Source organism: Enemella dayhoffiae, from assembly GCF_002250625.1.
In the GTDB taxonomy this organism is placed as follows: domain Bacteria; phylum Actinomycetota; class Actinomycetes; order Propionibacteriales; family Propionibacteriaceae; genus Enemella; species Enemella dayhoffiae.
This window is the reverse complement of sequence record NZ_NMVQ01000007.1, coordinates 26,037-44,966: the sequence shown is the minus strand read 5'-3', so window position 1 is coordinate 44,966 and position 18,930 is coordinate 26,037. Positions and strand designations below refer to the sequence as shown.

Annotated in this window: 20 protein-coding genes; 2 read left to right on the top strand and 18 right to left on the bottom strand. The window is 69.9% G+C overall.

Annotation, left to right across the window (positions count from 1 at the left end; translation table 11 throughout):
• Window positions 1–162: 162 nt before the first annotated feature.
• Together CGZ93_RS05875 and CGZ93_RS05870 are read right to left on the bottom strand one after the other, a co-directional pair.
• A complete protein-coding gene (locus CGZ93_RS05875) occupies window positions 163–1,080 on the bottom strand; it encodes a hypothetical protein (RefSeq protein WP_094363227.1) in 918 nt (305 codons plus the stop codon).
• Window positions 1,081–1,288: 208 nt separating this feature from the next.
• Entirely contained in the window at window positions 1,289–1,762 is a 474-nt protein-coding gene (locus tag CGZ93_RS05870) for a hypothetical protein (RefSeq protein WP_094363226.1), read from the bottom strand.
• An 86-nt stretch (window positions 1,763–1,848) separates the two neighbouring features.
• On the opposite strand from CGZ93_RS05870, the gene CGZ93_RS05865 reads away from it, so the two are divergent.
• On the top strand, window positions 1,849–2,259 hold the full coding sequence (locus CGZ93_RS05865) for a hypothetical protein (protein WP_094363225.1): 411 nt from the start codon (window positions 1,849–1,851) through the stop codon (window positions 2,257–2,259).
• 43 nt (window positions 2,260–2,302) lie between these two features.
• Here the strand turns inward: CGZ93_RS05865 and CGZ93_RS05860 are convergent, their stop codons facing one another.
• The 15 genes from CGZ93_RS05860 to CGZ93_RS05790 form a co-directional block, all read right to left on the bottom strand.
• Complete coding sequence (locus CGZ93_RS05860; RefSeq protein ID WP_094363224.1) at window positions 2,303–2,623, bottom strand: DUF2853 family protein; 321 nt, start codon at window positions 2,621–2,623, stop codon at window positions 2,303–2,305.
• Between the two features lie 90 nt (window positions 2,624–2,713).
• Window positions 2,714–3,346, bottom strand: coding sequence for a hypothetical protein (locus CGZ93_RS05855; protein ID WP_094363223.1), 633 nt, complete (start codon window positions 3,344–3,346; stop codon window positions 2,714–2,716).
• Window positions 3,339–5,123, bottom strand: coding sequence for a M23 family metallopeptidase (locus tag CGZ93_RS05850; RefSeq protein ID WP_094363222.1), 1,785 nt, complete (start codon window positions 5,121–5,123; stop codon window positions 3,339–3,341). Before CGZ93_RS05850 ends, CGZ93_RS05855 begins: the two co-directional genes overlap by 8 nt.
• Window positions 5,123–5,653: a hypothetical protein gene (locus CGZ93_RS05845; protein ID WP_094363221.1), complete on the bottom strand. Its 531-nt coding sequence runs from the start codon at window positions 5,651–5,653 to the stop codon at window positions 5,123–5,125. The genes CGZ93_RS05850 and CGZ93_RS05845 overlap by 1 nt, the downstream gene beginning before the upstream one ends.
• Before the next feature lie 53 nt (window positions 5,654–5,706).
• Complete coding sequence (locus tag CGZ93_RS05840) at window positions 5,707–6,636, bottom strand: LemA family protein (RefSeq protein ID WP_094363220.1); 930 nt, start codon at window positions 6,634–6,636, stop codon at window positions 5,707–5,709.
• A gap of 37 nt (window positions 6,637–6,673) precedes the next feature.
• Window positions 6,674–7,216, bottom strand: coding sequence for an orotate phosphoribosyltransferase (gene pyrE / locus CGZ93_RS05835; protein WP_094363219.1), 543 nt, complete (start codon window positions 7,214–7,216; stop codon window positions 6,674–6,676).
• 54 nt (window positions 7,217–7,270) lie between these two features.
• Window positions 7,271–8,035, bottom strand: a complete 765-nt coding sequence (locus CGZ93_RS05830) for a class E sortase (RefSeq protein WP_094363218.1) — start codon at window positions 8,033–8,035, stop codon at window positions 7,271–7,273.
• A gap of 64 nt (window positions 8,036–8,099) precedes the next feature.
• Complete coding sequence (locus tag CGZ93_RS05825) at window positions 8,100–8,906, bottom strand: spermidine synthase (RefSeq protein WP_094363217.1); 807 nt, start codon at window positions 8,904–8,906, stop codon at window positions 8,100–8,102.
• An 11-nt stretch (window positions 8,907–8,917) separates the two neighbouring features.
• Window positions 8,918–9,868, bottom strand: coding sequence for an acyl-CoA dehydrogenase family protein (locus tag CGZ93_RS19320; protein WP_094363216.1), 951 nt, complete (start codon window positions 9,866–9,868; stop codon window positions 8,918–8,920).
• Window positions 9,869–9,909: 41 nt separating this feature from the next.
• Entirely contained in the window at window positions 9,910–11,523 is a 1,614-nt protein-coding gene (locus tag CGZ93_RS05815; protein WP_094363215.1) for an ABC transporter ATP-binding protein, read from the bottom strand.
• A complete protein-coding gene (locus CGZ93_RS05810; RefSeq protein ID WP_094363214.1) occupies window positions 11,520–12,566 on the bottom strand; it encodes a serine hydrolase domain-containing protein in 1,047 nt (348 codons plus the stop codon). The genes CGZ93_RS05815 and CGZ93_RS05810 overlap by 4 nt, the downstream gene beginning before the upstream one ends.
• Complete coding sequence (locus CGZ93_RS05805; protein WP_229117231.1) at window positions 12,563–13,750, bottom strand: anhydro-N-acetylmuramic acid kinase; 1,188 nt, start codon at window positions 13,748–13,750, stop codon at window positions 12,563–12,565. The genes CGZ93_RS05810 and CGZ93_RS05805 overlap by 4 nt, the downstream gene beginning before the upstream one ends.
• The gene (locus CGZ93_RS05800; RefSeq protein WP_229117230.1) at window positions 13,747–14,622 is read right to left on the bottom strand and encodes an ABC transporter permease; all 876 of its coding nucleotides are present in this window, start codon (window positions 14,620–14,622) and stop codon (window positions 13,747–13,749) included. Before CGZ93_RS05800 ends, CGZ93_RS05805 begins: the two co-directional genes overlap by 4 nt.
• Window positions 14,619–15,587 (bottom strand): ABC transporter permease, encoded by a 969-nt coding sequence (locus tag CGZ93_RS05795; RefSeq protein WP_094363212.1) that lies wholly within the window; start codon window positions 15,585–15,587, stop codon window positions 14,619–14,621. The genes CGZ93_RS05800 and CGZ93_RS05795 overlap by 4 nt, the downstream gene beginning before the upstream one ends.
• An 11-nt stretch (window positions 15,588–15,598) precedes the next feature.
• Complete coding sequence (locus tag CGZ93_RS05790) at window positions 15,599–17,158, bottom strand: ABC transporter substrate-binding protein (protein ID WP_229117229.1); 1,560 nt, start codon at window positions 17,156–17,158, stop codon at window positions 15,599–15,601.
• Between the two features lie 98 nt (window positions 17,159–17,256).
• On the opposite strand from CGZ93_RS05790, the gene CGZ93_RS05785 reads away from it, so the two are divergent.
• Entirely contained in the window at window positions 17,257–18,126 is an 870-nt protein-coding gene (locus CGZ93_RS05785) for a MurR/RpiR family transcriptional regulator (protein WP_212753622.1), read from the top strand.
• 367 nt (window positions 18,127–18,493) lie between these two features.
• Here CGZ93_RS05785 and CGZ93_RS05780 read toward each other — a convergent pair whose 3' ends face one another.
• The gene (locus CGZ93_RS05780) at window positions 18,494–18,721 is read right to left on the bottom strand and encodes a sulfurtransferase TusA family protein (RefSeq protein ID WP_094363210.1); all 228 of its coding nucleotides are present in this window, start codon (window positions 18,719–18,721) and stop codon (window positions 18,494–18,496) included.
• Window positions 18,722–18,930 lie beyond the last annotated feature (209 nt).

The following is an 18,930-nucleotide window of genomic DNA, read 5'->3' as shown; positions in this document are numbered from 1 at the left end:
TGAACCTGCCCCGGCCCGGTGGCTGAGCCTGTCGAAGCCCACCTCGCGTACCGAAGCTCACCTCGCGGACCCAGCACCACCTCGCGTGCTACCGGTGGTCCGCGAAGTGACGTTCGGCACGCGAGGTGACACTCGGTACGCGGAGTCGCGCGGGTGGACGCGTCAGGCGCTGCGGTTCTGGACGCGCGGGGCGTTCCGCATGGCACTGCTGATGATCTCGCCGAACTTGTCGGATCGAACCTCGGACCAGGTCCAGCGCACCACCCACAGCCCCTGCCGCCGGATCGCCTCCTCCCGATGCTTCTCGGCCAGCACGACATCCTGCACCGACTGCCTCGGCTTGAGCAGACGGCCATATTTCACGGCCCCGTCGAACTCCCCGACCAGGCCGAGTTTCTGCCACCAGAAGTCGCAGCGCGCCACATGCTCCCCGTGGTTGGTGCGGACCTCGTGCTGCAGCCCAGGTGCCGCGATCCCCAGCTGACACATCTGCCACCGCGACCAGCTCTCCCCGCGGCTCTCACTGAGGGGGTCGGCGAATTCGGCAGCTCGGCGCGCCAACCGGTTGCCCGGGATCCGTTTCCGAGCGGCGATTGCGGCCAGCAACTCGTCTGGGTCGAGGCCCTGACGCAGGGCCGAATCTGCCACGCCGACGGCGTCGGCGATTGGCAGTTGCCGGAGCAGCGCCACCGTGGTTCCCAGCAGGTCGGTCATCCGCAACTCACCGTCGGGCACGGGGACGGTGCTCGATTCTGGGTCGGGCCGGTGGACGTGCAGATGCCTGGTCACCGAGGCTCCGCCCTTGCCGTCGCGGCACACATGCACCCGCCGCAGCTGGTTGGCCGGCAACCACAGTCCGTGCAGGACTCCGGCGGTGGCGTGGCTGAGCACGGATCCTGAACCCAGGCTCGGCAGGGTCAGCTCGGGCAGCTCCCGGTGCCGCTGCTCGGGTGTCGCCAGAGGGTTGGGTTCGGCGTACCCGCCCCGGCGCAGCCGGACGAGTTGCCCACGACGGACGGACGCCGCCAGCTCGGTTGGGCTGTGCCCACGGTCCAGGTATTCCCGGCGAATGATCGGCATGCAACCATTCCAACAACTTGGCGGCGACCCCGATAGTCACTTATCCACAGGCAGGCGGTCTCGGTGCCACCGGTCCCGGCTCGACTCCGCGTCCCGAGTGTCACCTCGCGTGGCAAACGTCACCTCGCGGACTACCGGCACCACGCGAAGTCAACTTCGGCACGCGAAGTGACACTGGGTACGCGAAGTGGGACTGGGTACGCCGGGCTCAGAGGAGGCGGCCAATCACCATCACCAGCACGAACACGAGCAACAACACCCCGGCGCCGATCAGCTGCCACCTGACCGGTATGTTCTCCAACCAGCGGTCAGCCTGGGCGGACCCGGTGGTACGCCCCAGCCCCTGCCACCAGCGCCCGATGCGCGACCCCGACTCCTCATCCTCGTACGCCCCGAGAGCCCGCTCATCCGGTCCCTGAGCCTGTCGAAGGGACGCACCGTGATCTCCGTCGAACGTGGCGTCCACATCGTCGCGGCGGCGGCGTACCTCGGCCATCACCCCGAGCAGCTCCTCGTCCAGCGGGACCGCGATCCCGTCGATCGCCTCCCCGGACCAGATCACCAGCTCCGCGCTCCACGGGTCCCCGGGCACGTGCTCGATCACCTGCCATTCCACCGGGGACGGCGGCACGGCCCCGGGCACCTGGCCGGGATACTGCCCCGGCGGTGGGGTGCTGGTCATCGGGCACCTCTCGAGGACTGTGGCGAACAGGTCGCGTGGAACACTGGCCACGCACGGTTCAACCTAGCAACGAACGGAGTCCATTGGTGCAGGTACGCCGACTCAACCGGTTGGCCAACTGGGCCGCGTTGCTGGTGATCGTGCTGGTGCTCGCCGCAGCGCTGGCCCCCCTGCCGAGCTCGGTCGCCCTGATCCTGGGCACGCTCGGCGGAACACTGGCAGCGGTCGTGGTGCTCACCTGGCTCACGGCCGGCTGGCTGACCCGTCCGCGACGGCCGCTGTGGCTGGTCGGCGTGGTCTGGGCCCTGCTGGCGATCGTCGGCAGCTGGATGGTCGGGTACGCCCTCGCGTTGCGTGGCGACCCGTCCCGGTTCGTCGACGGACGCGTCGACCCCACCCCGTTCGGTTATGGCGCCTGGTTCGGGGTTCTGATCACGGTCGCCGGCGGATGGCACCTGCGTTGGCTGTCCGCCCGCCGCAGTGAGCTACCGCGGTGAATGACCGTGGGCACCCGAGCGGGCGGACCCCACAGCGATCAGGTCACTTCTTGAACAGGTCGAGCTTTCCGAAGTGGTCGGCCAGCATGTAATAGACCGTCGGGCGATACTTCCGCGAGGACCCCTTCAGCTTCTCCCCGACCGCCTTGATCGCGGCGTCGGCCTTGGCCTCGTCGGTGACGCCCAGCTTCTTGGTCAGGAAGCCGGCCTTCACCCGGTCGGTCTCGGCCTTGTCAGTGAACGACACCATCGAGGAATCCTGCCTGTGCAGCGAAATGCCGCAGTGCTTGATGATGCCGGCGATGGCGGCGTCATCGGCGTTGGTCACATGCTTCTTGATGTCGGCAGCCCAGTCGGTGGCCATGACAACCGTTCCTTCCGTCGCCCACCGTGGGCGATCTGACACGACAGTAACGGACCGGGCGCCACGGCAAACACCTACCCGCCCGGCGTGTCAAATCAGCACCTGCACCAGACCCGCCAGCGGCCGCGACCGATCCAGCAACGCAGCCACCTCGGCCCAACCGCTGGCCCCGAGCCAGGCGTCCACGTGCTCGTCCAGCAGTGCGAGCACGGGCAGTTCCCCGGCCCCACCGACCAGCCTGGCCCACTCCTCGGGCACCGGGTCGAGCACGATCGATCCCAACCCGGTAAGCACTTCCACGGCCCCGGCCCGCACCTCGACCCAGCCGCTGATCCGCTGCGGGGTGGCCGGCCAGGCCTGCCAGCCGGTGCCGTTCAGCAGGTCGGCCAGGGCGGGCCGCTCCCCGACGAACGCCGGGGCGTCCACGTCGGGGTTCACCAGCAGCGCCGGGCGCTGATCGGGCAGGGCCACACAGCCGACCCGATGCACGCCACGACTGGGATCCAACCGCTCCGGCCCGGGCAGCTCGACCAACTCCGGCCCGGCACAGTCGGGGTGCCGCGGCCGAAACCGCATCCACTCCCCGGCCCGCTCCACCAGCAGTGCCGCGCGGGCGCCAATCTCCGAACCGCACGTCTGACAGGGCACGTGCCCGTCCAGCACCCGCGACAAACCTGCGGGCAGGCGTACGCCCTCGGGCGCGATCAGCGCGACCTCAGTCAAAGCCCACTCCGTTCGCTCGCAGGAAAAGCACCGGATCCTGGGCCTTGTAGACGTCACCGGGTCTGACGCCGGGCGGGTAGTATTCCAGGTGCAGGTGTGGCCCCGACGAGTTGCCGGTCGAGCCCACCAGCCCGATCACGTCACCGGCGCGCACCTGTTGGCCGGGTTGCACCTGCGCCGACAGCAGGTGCGCATAGTGGGTGTGGATGCCGCCCGCATGTCCAACCACCACGTGATTTCCGTTCCACCCCTGCGGGATCGGCGCGCCCACCACACCGTCCATCACCGCATACACCGGCGTACCCAACGGGGCCGCGAAATCCTCCCCGGTGTGCGTGCTCGACCACATCGAGCCCGATCTGCCGAACGACCCCGAGGGACGGAAACCGGGCGGCAGCGGCGCGACCGCGCGTCCCGAACCGGTCGGCATCGGCTGCGGCATTCCCTTGCCTGCATTGCCAAAGGTGGTGACGTGCACGTGGTCGCGGTGGGCGGCGGTGTTGTCGGGCCCCGAATAGCAACCGCCCCCGGAGCCGCACTGCCGCCACCCCTCACCGGCCCGCCCGACCGACCAGATCTTCTCGTTCCAGATCATGTAGTCGATGCCCAGCGCCGCCGCATTCTGCTGCAGCATCGCCGCGATCTGGTTGCCGTATTCCACGGCCTGCGGGCTGCGGACGTCGGGGAAGGCGCTGGAGATCATGATGTCCAGGGCGCGCCCGCTCGGGTGGTCAGGCAGCGAATCCTCGCGTACGCCGCCGTAGACCTTGATCAGCGGAAACTTCGAGGCGACGGCCCCGGCGACCAGCATCGTGTCGGGTTGCACGCCCGGCAGCATCGCCGTCAACCACGGCGGCGGCGGACCGAAACCGCTGTACGCCCCGGGCCCGCAGCCGACCGGCATCGGCCCCATCGGCGCGATCCCGGCTCCGCCCTCGGCGGACACCTTGGCGAGCAGCTTCTGCCCGAACTCCTCGAACTGGGCGTAGCGCCCCGGGAACGCCGAGCGCTGCACCTCCTGGATCACCTCGCCGGCGGGACGGGTTTCCCAGTTGGGCTTGTCAAACAACCCGGGAGGCTCGGCGATCTGGCCGGGTCGTTCGCGCCCCTTGAGGAACAGCACGGTTGCCCGGTTGACGTCCATCCGTTCGGCGGGGGTGCCGTGCCAGTGCTGTTGCTGGTACATCCCGACCGAGCGGTGGTCCACCGACACCCCGTCGTTCGGGTGGTTCAGCGAATCCTCCTCACCGGGGGCGTCGGAGGCCAGGTTGTAGAGCCGGGTCTCCACCATCGCCGCCATCAGCGCCATCACCGCGGCCTTGTCGTTGGCGCCGACCCCGCGGGCGGCGGCGACAATCGTTTTCGCGTTGCGCAGTTGGATCTCGTTGAGTTGTTCGAACGTTTCCGGTGCCGTCAGTTCGGGGTTGCGTACGCCCGGCCCGCCCTTGTTGCCGGCGGCCGGCCCGGGCACGTTGCCGCCGCCGGGTGGCCCGGAGTGCGCGATCGGGGTGGCGCAGGTGCCGTTGCCGAGCATGCTGGTCAGCCGTGGCTGCGGCGGCGGCGCCACCTGCAACGCGGCCAGCGAGCTGAGCAGACCGCCGAGCAGCACCACCGCGACGGCGACCAGCAGCCACGGCCACCACCCGCGCTGCGGGCGCTGCGGCGTACCAGCGCCCGCGCCTGCCCCGAGGCCCAGCCCGCTGCCCGCCAGCACCCGCCGGGCGGCCGCGCCGGCCTGCCGACCGCGGGCGGCGACCGTCTGCGACTGGGCGGGCATCAGTGCCCCTCCTTCTCCACGAAGGAGACGCGCCACCCCTTCGGTGCCGTCAGGTCCTTGACCAGCCCGACCCCCCACCAGGAGTCGTCGGTCAGCTGGATGTGGGCGTACGCCTGATTGGCGCGCGCGACGGCCGGGTCGAGAGCGGCCGGGCCCTTCCGCTTCGCCCTGGGCAGCCGTTCGTTGGACACGAGCTTGGCCACGGCCAGGTCACCAGGGGTGGCCCAGTCCTTCAGCCGCGCCTCCCGCTCGGCCGGGGTACCGGGCTGCAGGAATGCGTCCATGTAGTTGTTCGCCACCGTGACCTGACTGGTCTGATCGCCCGGCATCGGCCGGTCCTCGTTGTGGTCGGTGGGCAAAGCGGTCGGATTCGGGGCCGTGGTTGCGGGCGGGTCGATCCGGACCGGGACGGTCGGCGGCGGGGGCGGTGCGGCGTTCTGCCGACCCTGACCGATCAGCAGGACGACCACCGAGGCGATGACGACCGCAGCCACGGCGGCCAGTGCGGCCACCAGCTTCCAGCGGGTCATCAGCGCTCCTGGCGGTTCGGGACGGGCCAACCCTACTCAGCGGCCCGGTCACCTCACTGCTGCGGCGGCTGCCCCTGGCCATACTGTCCGGGCTGGCCATACTGTCCGGGCTGGCCATACGGTCCCGACTCGCCGTACTGCTGCTGACCACCCTGCTGGCCGTACTGCCCGGGCTGGCCATACTGCTGACCACCCTGCTGGGGCTGCTGCCCGTACTGCTGCTGCTGGCCGTACTGCTGCTGCTCGTACTGCTGCTGCTGGCCGTACTGCTGCTGCTCGTACTGCTGCTGCCCATACTGCGGCTGGCTCGGCTGCTGCCCGAGCGCCGGCTGCTGGTTCTGCTGCGGGGCCTGCTGGTGCTGCGACGGCGCCTGCCGCTCGTCCCCGCGATAGGCGATCTCGCCGAAGTTCACGTCCGGGGCCTGGCGCACCTGCGGGTCGTTGACCTCGAAGTAGGTCGCCTTCTCGAACTTGAACATGCCGGCGATGATGTTGGTCGGCACCGAGTCGATCTTGGTGTTGTACTCACGCACGTTGGCGTTGTAGTAGCGCCGGCCGGCCGCGATCCGGTCCTCGGTCTCGGTCAGCTCCTTCTGCAGGTGCAGGAAGTTCTGGTTGGACTTGAGATCCGGGTACGCCTCCACCGAGACGAGCAGGTTGCGGACCGCGCCGGAGAGCGCCTCCTCGGTCTGGGCCCGGTGCTCGGACGGCATGTCGCCCTCCTGGCTGGCGACGGCGGCCGCCTGATTGCGCAGCCGGGTGACGTCCTCGAGGGTGTTCCGCTCGTGCGAGGCGAACGCGCGCACGGTCTCGACCAGGTTGGGGATCAGCTCGTAGCGCCGATTCAGCTCGACGTCCACCTGCCGCCAGGACTCCTGGATCATGTTGCGTTGCTTGACGAAACCGTTGTACATGCCCATGGCCACCAGACCGAGCACGATGACGATCGCCACAATCGCCAGGATGATGAACAGAGCGGTCACAACTTCTCCTTCGGAGTCCGGATCGGTTGCGGCCAGCCTAGACCAGCCCGAGTTCGGCCGCGCTGATCGCGTACCGATACTCCAGTCCGGCCTCGGCGATCCGGTCGGCGGCCTCGGTGTTCCGGTCGACCACGACGGCCACCGCGACCACCTCGCCGCCGGCCTGGCGTACCGCCTCGACCGCGGTCAGCGCCGACGCCCCGGTCGTCGAGGTGTCCTCCACCACCAGCACCCGCCGCCCGGCGACCTCGGTGCCCTCGATCCGGCGCTGCAGCCCGTATGCCTTCTCGGCCTTGCGGACGACGAACGCGTCCAGCCGGCCTCCGGCGTACGCCGCCGCGTGCAGCATGGAGGTGGCGACAGGGTCCGCGCCCAGGGTCAGCCCCCCGACGGCCTCGAAATCGAGGTCGGAGACCAGGTCGCGCATCACCCGCCCGACCAGCGGCGCGGCCGCCCCGTCGAGGGTGACCCGTCGCATGTCCACGTAGTAGTCGGCCTGCTGGCCAGAGGACAGGGTCACCCGTTGGTGCACCACCGCGAGTTCGTTGATCTTGTCGATCAGCTGCTGCTTGTCGGCCATGGCTCCAACCTATCCGCCTCGCTGCGCTTGCCCGACCACGCGGGGAACGTGGCCCTACTTGTTGCGCGTGTTCGCCAGGTGCCCGAACCCGACCGACCGGTCGGCGGAGTGGAACAGGTCTTGGCAGGTGGTCAGCGTGATGATCGGCTGGGTGGCCGGCGCGCCCGGCTTCCCCGGGACCGGGTCGAGCACCCAGGTGTCCCGGTCCTGCACGGTGAGGTCGGCCGGCGAGGTGTCCAGCACGTAGGTATGGACCGCCTCCCGGGTCTCCACGATCACCTCGTCGCCCTTCTTCAGCTCGAGGATCCGCGCGAACGGCTCGCCGTGGGTGACCCGGTGTCCGGCGAGCGCGAAGTTGCCGACCTGCCCGGGGCGCACCGACGACTCGTACCAGCCCACGCCGCGGGCCAGGGTGCCCGGATCGGTTCCGGTCATGATCGGCACCTCATAGCTCGCCCCCAGCCTGGGGATTCGCAGCAGTCCCATCGCCCGGCCCGGGATCCGCGCCTCGGTCGCCGCCGAGGGCTTCTGACCGCCCTGACCGGCCTGACCGGCCTGACCGGTCTGACCGCCCTGACCGGTCTGACCACCCAGCTGCTGTGGCGGCGCGGTCTGCCACTCCTGCTTCAGCGTGTTCTTCTCCTCGGCGAACGCCTTCTCCGACACGATGTTCGTGCCGAAGTACTGATAGGCGTACACCCCCAGGAAGGACAGCCCGACCACCAGGAAGAGGATCCCCACCACGGTGAATCCGGAGATCCTGCGCCGCTTCGTGGGCCGCTCGTTGTCGGCCAGCGCATCCATCAGGTCAGAGCTCATGGGTCACATTCTCGCCCGGGGCCGGGTCCGGAACAAACACCCGCGGCTCCGGCCCGCCGCCGGCTCAGCGGAAGGTGGCCGGCCCGTCCGGTGGTTCCGGCGACCGCTGGGCGTCGGACCCGGTGAACGGGCGCGCCTCGGCCGCGAAGTGGGCCAGCTGCGGGCCGTGCAGCAGCCGATACGGGAAGACCGACCCCGCCGCTCGCCGGGTCAGCGCCGACAACGGCAGCGCGACCGACGACCCGACCAGCAGCACGTTCCCGAAGCGGCGCCCCTTCAGCGTGGCGGGTTCGGCCGAGAGCAGGCACTCGGCGAACACCGCGCGCAGCCCACCCAGCACGCGTCGCGTGTAGCCGAAGGGCGCCCGGTCGGTCAGGTTGAGCACCACCGCCCCGTCGGCGACCAGCACCCGGCGCAGGTCCGCCAGAAACTCCAGCGTGGTCAGCTCGGCCGGCACCCGCGCCCCGACGAAGGCGTCGACGATCACCACATCGGCGTACGCCTCCGGCATCGCGGCGATCCCGCCCAGCCCGTCGACCGGGCGTACCTTGATCCCCGAGCGCTTCGGCAAGGGAAGCCGTTCGCGCACGGCCGCGGTCAACTCGGTATCGGGTTCGAGCACGATCTGCGCGGACGTGGGTCGGGTGGCGGCCACATAGCGCGCCAGGGTCATCCCGGCGCCACCGACGTGCACCACCCGCATCCGCCGCCCCTGCGGCGCGTGGCAGTCGAGGACGTCGCCGATCCGTTGCATGTAGTCGAACTCGAGCCGGGTCGGGTCATTCGGGTCGACCCAGGACTGGTCGGTGCCGCCGACCCGGACCGAGTATGCGCCGGCGTGGTCGGGGTCGGGAACAAGCGCGTCGGTCATGCGCGTCCGGCTCAGCCGACGAACGGGGGCGTACGCCGCAGCTCGCCCTTGGCGATGGTCCGGCGGTGCACCGCGTCGGGACCGTCCACGATGCGCAGGGCGCGGGCCCACGCATAGAACGACGCCAGCGGCACATCGTCGGAAATCCTTGCCGCACCGAAGATTTCGATCGCCCGGTCGATCACCGTACAGGCCACCTGCGGGGCGATCACCTTGATCGCGGAGATCTCGAAGCGCGCATCCTTGGCGCCGTGGTCGTCGATCATCCACGCGCAGTGCAGCACCTGCAGCCGGGCCTGGTCGATCTCGATCCGCGAGTTTGCGATGTGCGCCTGCACCACGCCCTGCTCGGACAGCAGTTTCCCGAACGCGGTGCGCGACTTCGCCCGGTCGACCATCAACGCCAGCGCCCGCTCGGCCATCCCGATGGCGCGCATGGCGTGGTGGATCCGGCCGGGTCCGAGTCGCGCCTGGGCGATGGCGAACCCGTCCCCCACACCACCGAGCAGGTTCTCCGCCGGCACCCGCACGCCGGAGAACACGATCTCCGAGTGGCCGTGCTGGCTTGTCGGCGTCGGTGGTGGCGTACCCCTCGGGAGCGTGTCCCGGACGACGTGCCCGACGACCTTCTCCATCACGTAGTAGGGCACGCCGAGGTCCGCGCCGCTGGGTTCGGTGAGCAGGATCGTAGCCACCGGGACCCCAGTGCCGGTCAGACCGGTCTGGATCCGCGCCTCGCGCGCCATGTCGTGGGCGCTCGGCAACAGCTTCCCGGTGGGTGGGCGGCGGAGGATCAGCTCGCCGTCCGTCGAGGTGAGCGTGAACGTCAGGTTGGACTTGCCGCCGGCGATCAGCTCGGCGGTGAAGTCGGTCCACGCCAGGACGCCGGTGGCCGCGGCGATCCTGGGACCGACCCTGTCCGGTCGGAGCAGCTCGTCGAACCTGGTTCCTGCGGGAGTCACGTCCCCAGACTAGAGGGACCGATCGGTGCGCCGTCCACGCCTCATCCGACCGACGAGCCGGGGATGGCGGCCAGCAGTTCTTTGGTGTACGCCTGTTGGGGCGCATGGAAGATCTGCTCGGGCGTACCGGACTCGACCACCCGGCCGTGCTGCATCACGTGCACGAAGTCGCTAATCATCCGCACCACCGCCAGGTCGTGGGAGATGAACAGGTAGGCCAGGCCGAGATCGCGCTGCAGCTCGTCGAGCAGCTCGAGCACCTGTTCCTGCACCAGCACGTCGAGCGCCGATACCGCCTCGTCGAGCACGACCAGCTCGGGGCTGAGCGCCAGCGCCCGGGCGATCGCCACCCGTTGCCGCTGCCCGCCGGAGAGTTCGTGCGGCAGCCGCTCGGCCATCGCTCTCGGCAGCGACACCAGCTCGAGCAGCTCGTGCACCCGCGCCTGCTGTTCCCGCTTGCCGCCGATCCGGTGCACCTGCAGCGGTTCGGCGATCGAGCGGGCCACGGTGTAGCGCGGGTCGAGGCTGGCGAACGGGTTCTGGAAAACCGGTTGCACGCGGCGGCGGAAGGCGCGCAGTTCGGCCCGCCTTGTCCCGCGTTCGGCGCCGTCGAAGCGGATCGTGCCGCTGGTCGGCTCGAGCAGGGCGAGCACCAGGTTGGCCACGGTCGACTTGCCCGATCCGGACTCGCCGACCAGGGAGACCGTGGCCCGGCGGGGGATGTCGATGCTGACGTGGTCGACCGCGGTGAACGTGCTGCTGCGGAAGCCGCGTTCCCTGACCTCAAACGTTTTAACCAGCTCGGTCGCCTGCAGCAGCAGGTCCTTCGCGTCGTGGGCGAAGGCGCCGCGCATCGCGGTGTTCAGCCCCGGGATCGCCTCCAGCAGGGACTTGGTGTAGTCGTGTTGCGGCTGCTCCAGCACCTGGCGGGCGCTGCCCTGTTCGACGATCCGTCCCCGATACATCACTGCGACCCGGTCGGCCCGTTCGGCGGCCAGGGCGAGGTCGTGGGTGATCAGCAGCACCGCGGTGCCGAACTCACCGGTAAGCTCGTCGAGTCGGTTCAGGATCCGCCGCTGCACGGTGACGTCCAGCGCCGAGGTCGGTTCGTCGGCGATCAGCAACCGCGGCCGGCAGGCCAGCCCCATCGCGATCAGCACCCGTTGCCGCATGCCGCCGGAGAACTCGTGTGGATACTGCCGAATCCGGCGTTCGGGGTCGGTGATACCGACCAGGTCGAGCAGCTCGATCACGCGCTGGCGCAGTTCGGCGCCGTGGGCCAGGCCGTGCACCTCGAGAGCCTCGGCGATCTGGTCGCCGACCCGCATCAGCGGGTCGAGGTTGGACATCGGGTCCTGCGGGACCAACCCGATCGAGGCGCCGCGCAGCATGCGCAGGGCGGATTCGCCGAGCCCGGTGAGGTCCTTGCCGTCGAAGCGGACCACCCCCCGGTCGATCACCGCGTTGTCGGCCAGCAGGCGGTTCACCGCCGCGGCGGTGGTGGACTTGCCGGAGCCGGATTCGCCGACGATGGCGACGGTTTCGCCCTGGTGCACGGTGAGGTCGACCCCGTGCACCGCGGCCACTTTTCCTTCTCCGGTGCGGAAGGAGACCGCCAGGTCCTCGATCTGCAGCACCGGCTGCCGCTCGCTCATCGCGCAACCTCCTGCAGGAACCTGCTCCACAGCTGTTCGGTGCTGACCGGCTCGGCCTCGGTCATCCACCGGTTGGCGCACTGGGCGTACGCCCGGTCGCTGCCGGCGACGAAGCCGAGGGCGCACCCGGTGAACCCCGGGTGATGGTGCAGCTGCGTGCCGTCGGCCAGCTGGCGCGTTCGGAACCCCAGCGGCTTGGTGAGGAAGCGGTGCAGCACCTCGGGGCGCCAGCTCGCGGGCGGTGCGGGGTCGGCCAGGGCGCGGCCGACCGCGAGCAGGTCCGGCACCGTGGCGAAGATTCCCGCGTGGGCGGAGATTCCGCCGAGCGTACGCCGGGCGTTCCCGTCGTGCACCTCGCCGCGGTAGGGGGTGTCCCGCCACCGGGGTGCGGGGCCGTCGAGCAGGATCGGGTAGGGCTGGCCGGTGTCGAACATGCGCCGTTCCACCCGGTCGTCGGGGGCGGAGTCGGCGACCGGTTCGTCGACCGGGCCGTACCGCAGGTCCACCTCCAGCGGCTCGTTGATCCACTCCTGAACAAGTTCCGGCAGGGTGCGGCCGGTCAGCCGGGTGAGCAGCACGCCCAGGCTGATCATCCCCAGGTCGCTGTACGCGAACTCGCCGGGTGTCCCCATCGGCAGGGAGGCGACGGTCGCCATCGCAGCGTCGGCGCCCGTCCCGGCCAGGTCGAGCGGCTGCCACGGCAGCAGTCCGGATCGGTGCTGCAGCAGCGATTCCGCGGTGATCCCGAGACCGGCGAGCTCGGGCAGCCACTGGTCCACCGGCCGATCCAGGTCGAGGGTTCCCGCGGAGACGAGGCCGATGCAGACGGTGGTGGTGACGAGCTTGGTGACCGAGGCGACGTCCCAGCGGGTGTCGGCGGTGACCGGTCGATCCGGCGTACCGCGGTGTCCGGCGACAGCGATGCACACTAGGGCGGCGTCGGCAACGCCCAGCGCCACCCCGGCCGGCGGGGTCAACCCGTCCGAACACCACGCGGGGTCGATCAGATCGTCGGCGACTGCCTGAAGTTCGGTGGCGCTCATCGGCGGATCTCCCACCGGGGCGGCAACTGCAGCGGTTCCGGCAGCCGCAGCGGATCGCGGCCGGGGGTGATCGCGCCGAGCACCCGCGGTCCGCTCGCCCCGGTCGCCGAGGCGACGTTGCCCGGCATCCCGTGCCAGGTGCACCACCCCAGCAGCGCAAACGCGACCGCCTCCTTGGTGGCGGCGGGGATGCCGAGCTGCTCGGTGCGGATCAGCTCCACCCCGGGGCACAGCTCGGTCAGCCAGCCGATCAGGGTCGGGTTCTCACAGCCCCCGCCGGCGGCGACGACGCGGCGTACGCCGGCCCGGCGCAGGTCGGCGGCGACGGTCTCGGCCGTCAGCCGGGTCAGCGTGGCGACCAGGTCGGTGTCGGACACGGTTCTGTCGCCGACCTGCTCGGTCACGTAGGCCAGGTGGAAGTGCTCCTTGCCGGTGCTCTTCGGGGCCGGCAGCCGATAGTAGGGATCGGCCAGCAACTGCTGCAGCAGTTCGGAATCCACGCGTCCGCCGGCCGCGATCCGGCCGTCGGTGTCGTATCCATTCGGGTCGAGCCCACGGTCCTGCACGACGGCGTCGACCAGCGCGTTGGCCGGGCCGATGTCGTGGGCGACGCTCGGCCGGCCGGGTCGGACCAGGGTCAGGTTGGCGATGCCGCCGAGGTTGAGCGCGGCCGCCGGCCCGGTGGAACCGGCGAGCAGCAGCTCATCGAGCAGCGGCACCAACGGGGCACCGTGTCCGCCGGCGGCGACGTCGCGGGCCCGCAGGTCGGCGACCACGGGTACGCCGGTCCGCTCGGCGATCCAGGCGGGCTGCCCGATCTGCAGGGTGCCCAGGGCGTGGTCGTCCTGCACCCAGTGGAACACGGTCTGCCCGTGCGAGGAGATCAGCTGCAGCGGACCGTGCCGTTCGGCCATCGACTGGGCGACGTCGGCGAACGCCTGCCCGATCAGCGTGTCCAGCCGGCACAGCTCGTCCACCCCGGACCGGGCCGGTGGCAGGGCGGCGACGAGTCGGGCGCGCAGCTCTGGGGCATAGGGGACGGAGTCGGAGCCGACCACGCGCAGGCCGACCCTGTCGGAGCCGCCCGGGCCGAACTCCACCACCGCGGCGTCGATCCCGTCGTGCGAGGTGCCGGAGATCATCCCGAGGACGTGCATGGATTCCCTTTCGGAGCTGGGGTTCATCGGCCCTCCCGCGGATCGAGCACGTCACGCAGGCCGTCGCCGAGCAGGTTGAGGGCGCTGATCAGCAGCACCACCACCACGCCCGGGGCGATCATCGTCCACGGGGCGACATAGACGGTGCTGCGCGCCTCGAAGATCATCGACCCGAGCGAGGGGGCCGGCGGCGGCGTGCCCAATCCCAGAAAGGAGAGCGACGCCTCGGTGAGCACCGCCCAGGACAGCGACAGCGCCACCTGCACCACCACCAGCGGGGTGATGTTGGGCAGCACGTGGCGGAACATCACCGCCCACGAGTTCTGTCCGGTGCTCACCGCGGCGCGGACGAACTCCACCTCGCGCAGCGACAGCACCGGTCCGCGGGTGACCCGATAAAAGATCGGCACATAGACCACGGCGATCGCCACGGCGACGGTGATCCAGTTGCGCTCGAGCACCGAGGCCAGGGTCAGCGCCAGCAGCAGCGGCGGAAACGCGAAGAGCACGTTGGCCACGCCACCGATCACGGTGTCGGTAGCCCGGCGGAAGTAGCCGCCGACCAGTCCGGCGAGGGTTCCGACGGCCGCCGACAGGGCGACCGCGAGCAGGGCGATGCGCAGCGAGTTGCCCAACCCGGCGCCGACCCGGGAGAACACGTCGCGGCCGAACTGGTCGGTGCCGAACAGGTGCTGCGCCGACGGCGGCCGCAGCCGCTGCGGGGCGTTCTGGGCCAGCGGATCCGCCGGTGTGAGGTGCAACCAGGCGAGCACCGACAGCACCAGCAGCAGCACGCCGAGGACGACACCGATCATCCCCGGCACCGACCGCAGCAGTCGCCGCCAGGGTCGCCGGGGCGTACCGGCGATCGGGTCGAGCTCCGCCTCGGTGGTGGTCACGACGCCCGCACCCGCGGGTCGATCAGCCGATAGGTGAGGTCGGTCAGGAAGTTGACCAGCACGAAGGCGAGCGCGATCACCAGCACGGTGGACTGCACGACGGCATACTCCTTCTGCTGGATGCCGAGCAGCACCTGACGTCCGATTCCGGGCAGCGAGAACACCTGCTCCACCACGACCGCGCCGCCGAGCAGATAGCCGAACTGCAGGCCGGTCATGGTGACGATCGGCACCAGCGCGTTGCGCAGGATGTGCCGGGTCTGCAGCCGGCGTGCGCCGACCCCCTTGGCGCGCACGGTGCGGACGAAGTCGAGGCCGCGCACCTCCATCACCGCGGTGCGGGTGGTGCGGATGATCGGGGCGGCGATACCGATGCCGAGGGTGAGGGCCGGCAGCAGCAGCTGCTGCAGGTTGAGTCCGAGGTCGACCCAGGGGGCGGCGTACGGTTTGCCGTTGGGGTTGAACCCGAACGCGCGCGAGGTCCAGGCCAGCAGCACGGTCGCCAGCAGGAAGGCGGGCACGCTCAATCCGAGCAGGGCAACGGATTGCCCGGCTCCGTCACGCACCGCGGCCGGCCGGGAGGCGGCGAGCATGCCGATGGGTACGCCGATCAGGATCGCCACCAGGATGGACAGCACGGCCAGCTCGACGGTCACCGGCAGGGATGCGCCGACCAGGGCGGCCACGCTGGTCTGGGCGCGGCCGGAGAAGCCGAGGTTGCCGGTGAGCAGTTGCCCGAGCCAGCCGAAGAACTGGCCGATCAGCGGCTGGTCCAGCCCGTAGTAGGCCTCCATCGCCTGCCGTTGCTCGGGGGTGAGCGCGGCGGCCTCGATGCCGAGGTTGGCGGTGATCTGGTCGCCGGGGATCGCGCGCAGCATAATGAACACCAGCACCGCCACCCCGAACAGGGTGGCGATGCCGGAGATCACGCGCCCGGCCAGCGGGTGCTTGACGATGGTCCGCATCCGGCCGCTCGTCAGTTGACGGTGGTGGTCCGCAGGTACTGCAGGCCACCGGTGGCCATCGGCTTGAACCCGCCCACCTTGTCGGTGGTGGCGGTGTAGGTGTAGCCGGTGAACAGCCAGATCCAGGCGGCGTTGTCCTCCAGCTCCTTGCCGACCTGGTTGTAGATCGTCTTGCGCTGGGCGGTGTCCTGGGTGGTGCGGCCCTTGGCGAACAGTTCGTCGAGGGTGGGCGAGGAATAGCCGGCCACCTTGTTCAGATTTCCTGTGCTGGTGAAATAGCGGCCATAGGCGCCGTCGGGATCGGGGCGCCCACCGTTGAGCGCGACGGCGGCCTCGAAGTCGGCGGCGGTCCACCGCTTGACGAAGGCACCGGACTCGAGCACCTCGAGCTGCAGGTCGATGCCGGCCTCGGCGAGCTGGGCCTTCAGGTTCTGCGCCTCGTTGACCGAGGTGGCATATTCGCCCTGGGACACGATCGTCTTCACCGCGACCTGCGGTTTTCCTGCCTTGGAAAGGTATTCCTTGGCCTTGGCGACGTCGCGGGTCGGGCACGGGCGCGCCTTCGGGTCCGACTTGTAGGCCGGGGAGGTGATCGGCCCGGTGATCTCGCCCTCACCGAGGGCGGCGGTGTCGAGCACCTGCTGCCGGTCGATCGCGCACTGCATGGCCAGGCGTACGTTGAGGTCGGTCAGCGGGCCCTTCTTGGCGTGCAGCTGCAGCACGTGATAGTTCAGCTGGGCGGTCTTGGTGACCCGCAGCTGACCCTGGGCATTCTTTGCCACCAAGGGATCGTTGATCACCGCGAGCTGCACGTTGCCGGCCTGCATGGCGGACACGATCGCGTTCTCCTCGGGGATCACCCGGAACTCGACGGCGTCCAGGGCGGCCTTGGTGCCCCAGTAGTTCTGATTCTTCTTCAGGCTGATCGACTGGCTGGGCACACGCTTGTCGAAGCTGAACGGGCCGGTGCCGTTGGGGGTGGTCTTCAGCTTCTCCTCGGTGTCGTCGGAGGACAGCATGGCCATGTTGAGGGTGGCCAGGTTGGCCGGCAGCGAGGCGTCGGGCGCCTTCAGCTGCAGCACCACCGTCTGCGGGTCGGAGACGGTCACCTGGTCGACGCTGGCCAGCGAGGTACGCGAGACCGCGGCGGTCTTCTCGTCCTTGATCCTGTCCAGCGAAAACTTGGCGTCGGTCGCGTCGAACGGGCTGCCGTCGGCGAATTTCACACCCTGGCGGAGTTTCAGGGTGAGCTGCTTGCCGTCGCCCGAGGCCTGCCACGATTCGGCGAGGCCGGGCACCACGTTGAGATTCTCGTCAAACTCGGTGAGCGTGCCATAGAGCTGCTGCAGCACGTTGACCGCCTGGAACTGGGTCGCCTTCCACGGGAACAGGGTGTCCGGGTCGGTGGTGACGCCGACCACCGCGGTGCCGCCGGCCGCGCCGGCCGCCCTGGGCGCTTGGCTGTCGGTGTCACCGCCACCACCGCCGCAGCCGGCAGCGGTCATGGTGATACCGCCGGCGACCGCGAGAGCGGCGATCTTCCGCGCGGTGGTGAGTCGCAATGCAGGCATCGGGATCCTCCTTGGTCACGTCCCCGGATGAAATATCCTTACATACTTCCGCTCAGATATGTAAGGATTGTTTTCATTCTGAGACAAGGGGGTGGTCGGTGGCGAAGCGAGTAGAGGCGCCGATGGTGCGGTTGCGCGCCGTGCTGCCGACACTGAAGCCCGCCGAGGCGCGGGTGGCGCGCGCGGTGCTCGACCTGGCGGGACAGGAACCGCATCCGACGATTCAGGCGGTGGCCGACCGGGCGGAGACGTCCACGGCGACGGTGGTACGCCTGTTCCAGCGGCTCGGTTATGGGAAGTTCAACGCGTTCTGGATGGACCTCACCCTCGACGCGCGCCGGGACGAGGCGGTCGGGGCGTCCGTCGAGACCACCGGCGACGTGGATCGCGAGGACTCGCTGGCCGACATCGTCGCGAAGGTCTACACGAACTCCTGGTTGTCGCTCGACGACACCGCTCGGCACCTGGACACCGAAGAGCTGGCGCGGGCAATCGAGTTCATCACCGGTGCGGTGCGGGTCGACCTGTTCGGCGCCGGCGCGGGCGCGGTGGTGGTGCACGACCTGCAGCAGAAGCTGGCCCGGATCGGGTTGACGGCGTTGGCGTGGCCGGACGCCCACGCGTCCTGGACCGCGGCCGCCGCGCTGCCGCCGGGGGCGGTCGCGTTGGGGGTGTCGCACTCCGGGGAAACCCGTGACACGGTGGAGTTTCTGCGGATCGCCCGCGGTCGCGGGGCGCGCACGATCGCGCTCACCAACCATCGTGAATCGGCGCTGTGCGAGCACGCCGACGTGGTGCTGCTCACCGCCGCCCGCGAGGAACCGTTCCGCTCCGGCGCCCTGGGCTCCCGGACCGCTCAGCTGATGGTGCTCGACTGCCTGTTCATCGGGGTGGCCCAGGCCAACTATGACGCGTCCATGGACGCCCTGCGCAGCACCTTCGCCGTGCTGCGCCCCCGGCGTACCTGAGTTTCCTCGAGCAGCGGAGGCACCCCCGACGTTCCGCGAGCGGAGGCCCAGACGCTCCTCGAGTAGCGGAATCGGGCGGAGCCCGGTGCAGCGTGTCGAGCGGAACCCGATCCCGACGCCGGCCCGCTCCCGACGCCGGCCGAGAGCGCTCCTGCTGCTGGCCGACCCTGTCGAAGCCACCTCGCCCCGAAAAGTGATCGGGCATCCGACCAGTTCATCGGGCGGGGCAATTGGACATCGGGCGGCCGAAATTGCCTGACAATTTCGGCCGCCCGATGACGATCTGGTCCGCCCGATGAACCGTTCGGATGCCCGATCAAATTCGGGAGGGCGATCCGGCACCGCCAACCGGCGGGCGGGAGCGGGGTCAGGCCTTCTGGACGGTGATTGTCCAACCGGCGTCGCCGAGCTTGCGATAGTCGGTCACCGGATAACCGGACTCGGCGGCCCACTGCGGGATCGAGTCGGTGGCCTGGGTGCAGTCGAAGTTGATCACCAGCTCATCGCCGTTGGGGAGATCGGCGATCGCCTTCTTGGCCTCCACCAGCGGGAAGGGGCAGACCTCGCCGGCGGTCTCGAGCACGTGCTTGGACATGGGATTTTCTCCTCTGGTTGATGTTCGTGGCTTCGACAAGCTCAGCCACCGTGCGATCAGGCGTTGACGAGCTCGCCCTGGGTGGCGCCGGCCTTCGCCTTCAGGGCGCCGAGCAGGAGTCCGGTCAGGGACATGGGGGTCAGCTCCAATGTGCGGAGTCAGTTGCGGCCAGCCATAGGAACGCACAATGGAACTATAGGCAATCCCGA

What these genes read in the sequence shown, in the direction of transcription:
- CGZ93_RS05875 (WP_094363227.1), bottom strand. Translation starts at nt 1,080, where the DNA reads ATGCCGATCATTCGCCGGGAATACCTGGACCGTGGGCACAGCCCAACC.
- CGZ93_RS05870 (WP_094363226.1), bottom strand. Translation starts at nt 1,762, where the DNA reads ATGACCAGCACCCCACCGCCGGGGCAGTATCCCGGCCAGGTGCCCGGG.
- CGZ93_RS05860 (WP_094363224.1), bottom strand. Translation starts at nt 2,623, where the DNA reads ATGGCCACCGACTGGGCTGCCGACATCAAGAAGCATGTGACCAACGCC.
- CGZ93_RS05850 (WP_094363222.1), bottom strand. Translation starts at nt 5,123, where the DNA reads ATGCCCGCCCAGTCGCAGACGGTCGCCGCCCGCGGTCGGCAGGCCGGC.
- CGZ93_RS05845 (WP_094363221.1), bottom strand. Translation starts at nt 5,653, where the DNA reads ATGACCCGCTGGAAGCTGGTGGCCGCACTGGCCGCCGTGGCTGCGGTC.
- pyrE (WP_094363219.1), bottom strand. Translation starts at nt 7,216, where the DNA reads ATGGCCGACAAGCAGCAGCTGATCGACAAGATCAACGAACTCGCGGTG.
- CGZ93_RS05830 (WP_094363218.1), bottom strand. Translation starts at nt 8,035, where the DNA reads ATGAGCTCTGACCTGATGGATGCGCTGGCCGACAACGAGCGGCCCACG.
- CGZ93_RS05825 (WP_094363217.1), bottom strand. Translation starts at nt 8,906, where the DNA reads ATGACCGACGCGCTTGTTCCCGACCCCGACCACGCCGGCGCATACTCG.
- CGZ93_RS05815 (WP_094363215.1), bottom strand. Translation starts at nt 11,523, where the DNA reads ATGAGCGAGCGGCAGCCGGTGCTGCAGATCGAGGACCTGGCGGTCTCC.
- CGZ93_RS05810 (WP_094363214.1), bottom strand. Translation starts at nt 12,566, where the DNA reads ATGAGCGCCACCGAACTTCAGGCAGTCGCCGACGATCTGATCGACCCC.
- CGZ93_RS05805 (WP_229117231.1), bottom strand. Translation starts at nt 13,750, where the DNA reads ATGAACCCCAGCTCCGAAAGGGAATCCATGCACGTCCTCGGGATGATC.
- CGZ93_RS05795 (WP_094363212.1), bottom strand. Translation starts at nt 15,587, where the DNA reads ATGCGGACCATCGTCAAGCACCCGCTGGCCGGGCGCGTGATCTCCGGC.
- CGZ93_RS05790 (WP_229117229.1), bottom strand. Translation starts at nt 17,158, where the DNA reads ATGCCTGCATTGCGACTCACCACCGCGCGGAAGATCGCCGCTCTCGCG.
- CGZ93_RS05780 (WP_094363210.1), bottom strand. Translation starts at nt 18,721, where the DNA reads ATGTCCAAGCACGTGCTCGAGACCGCCGGCGAGGTCTGCCCCTTCCCG.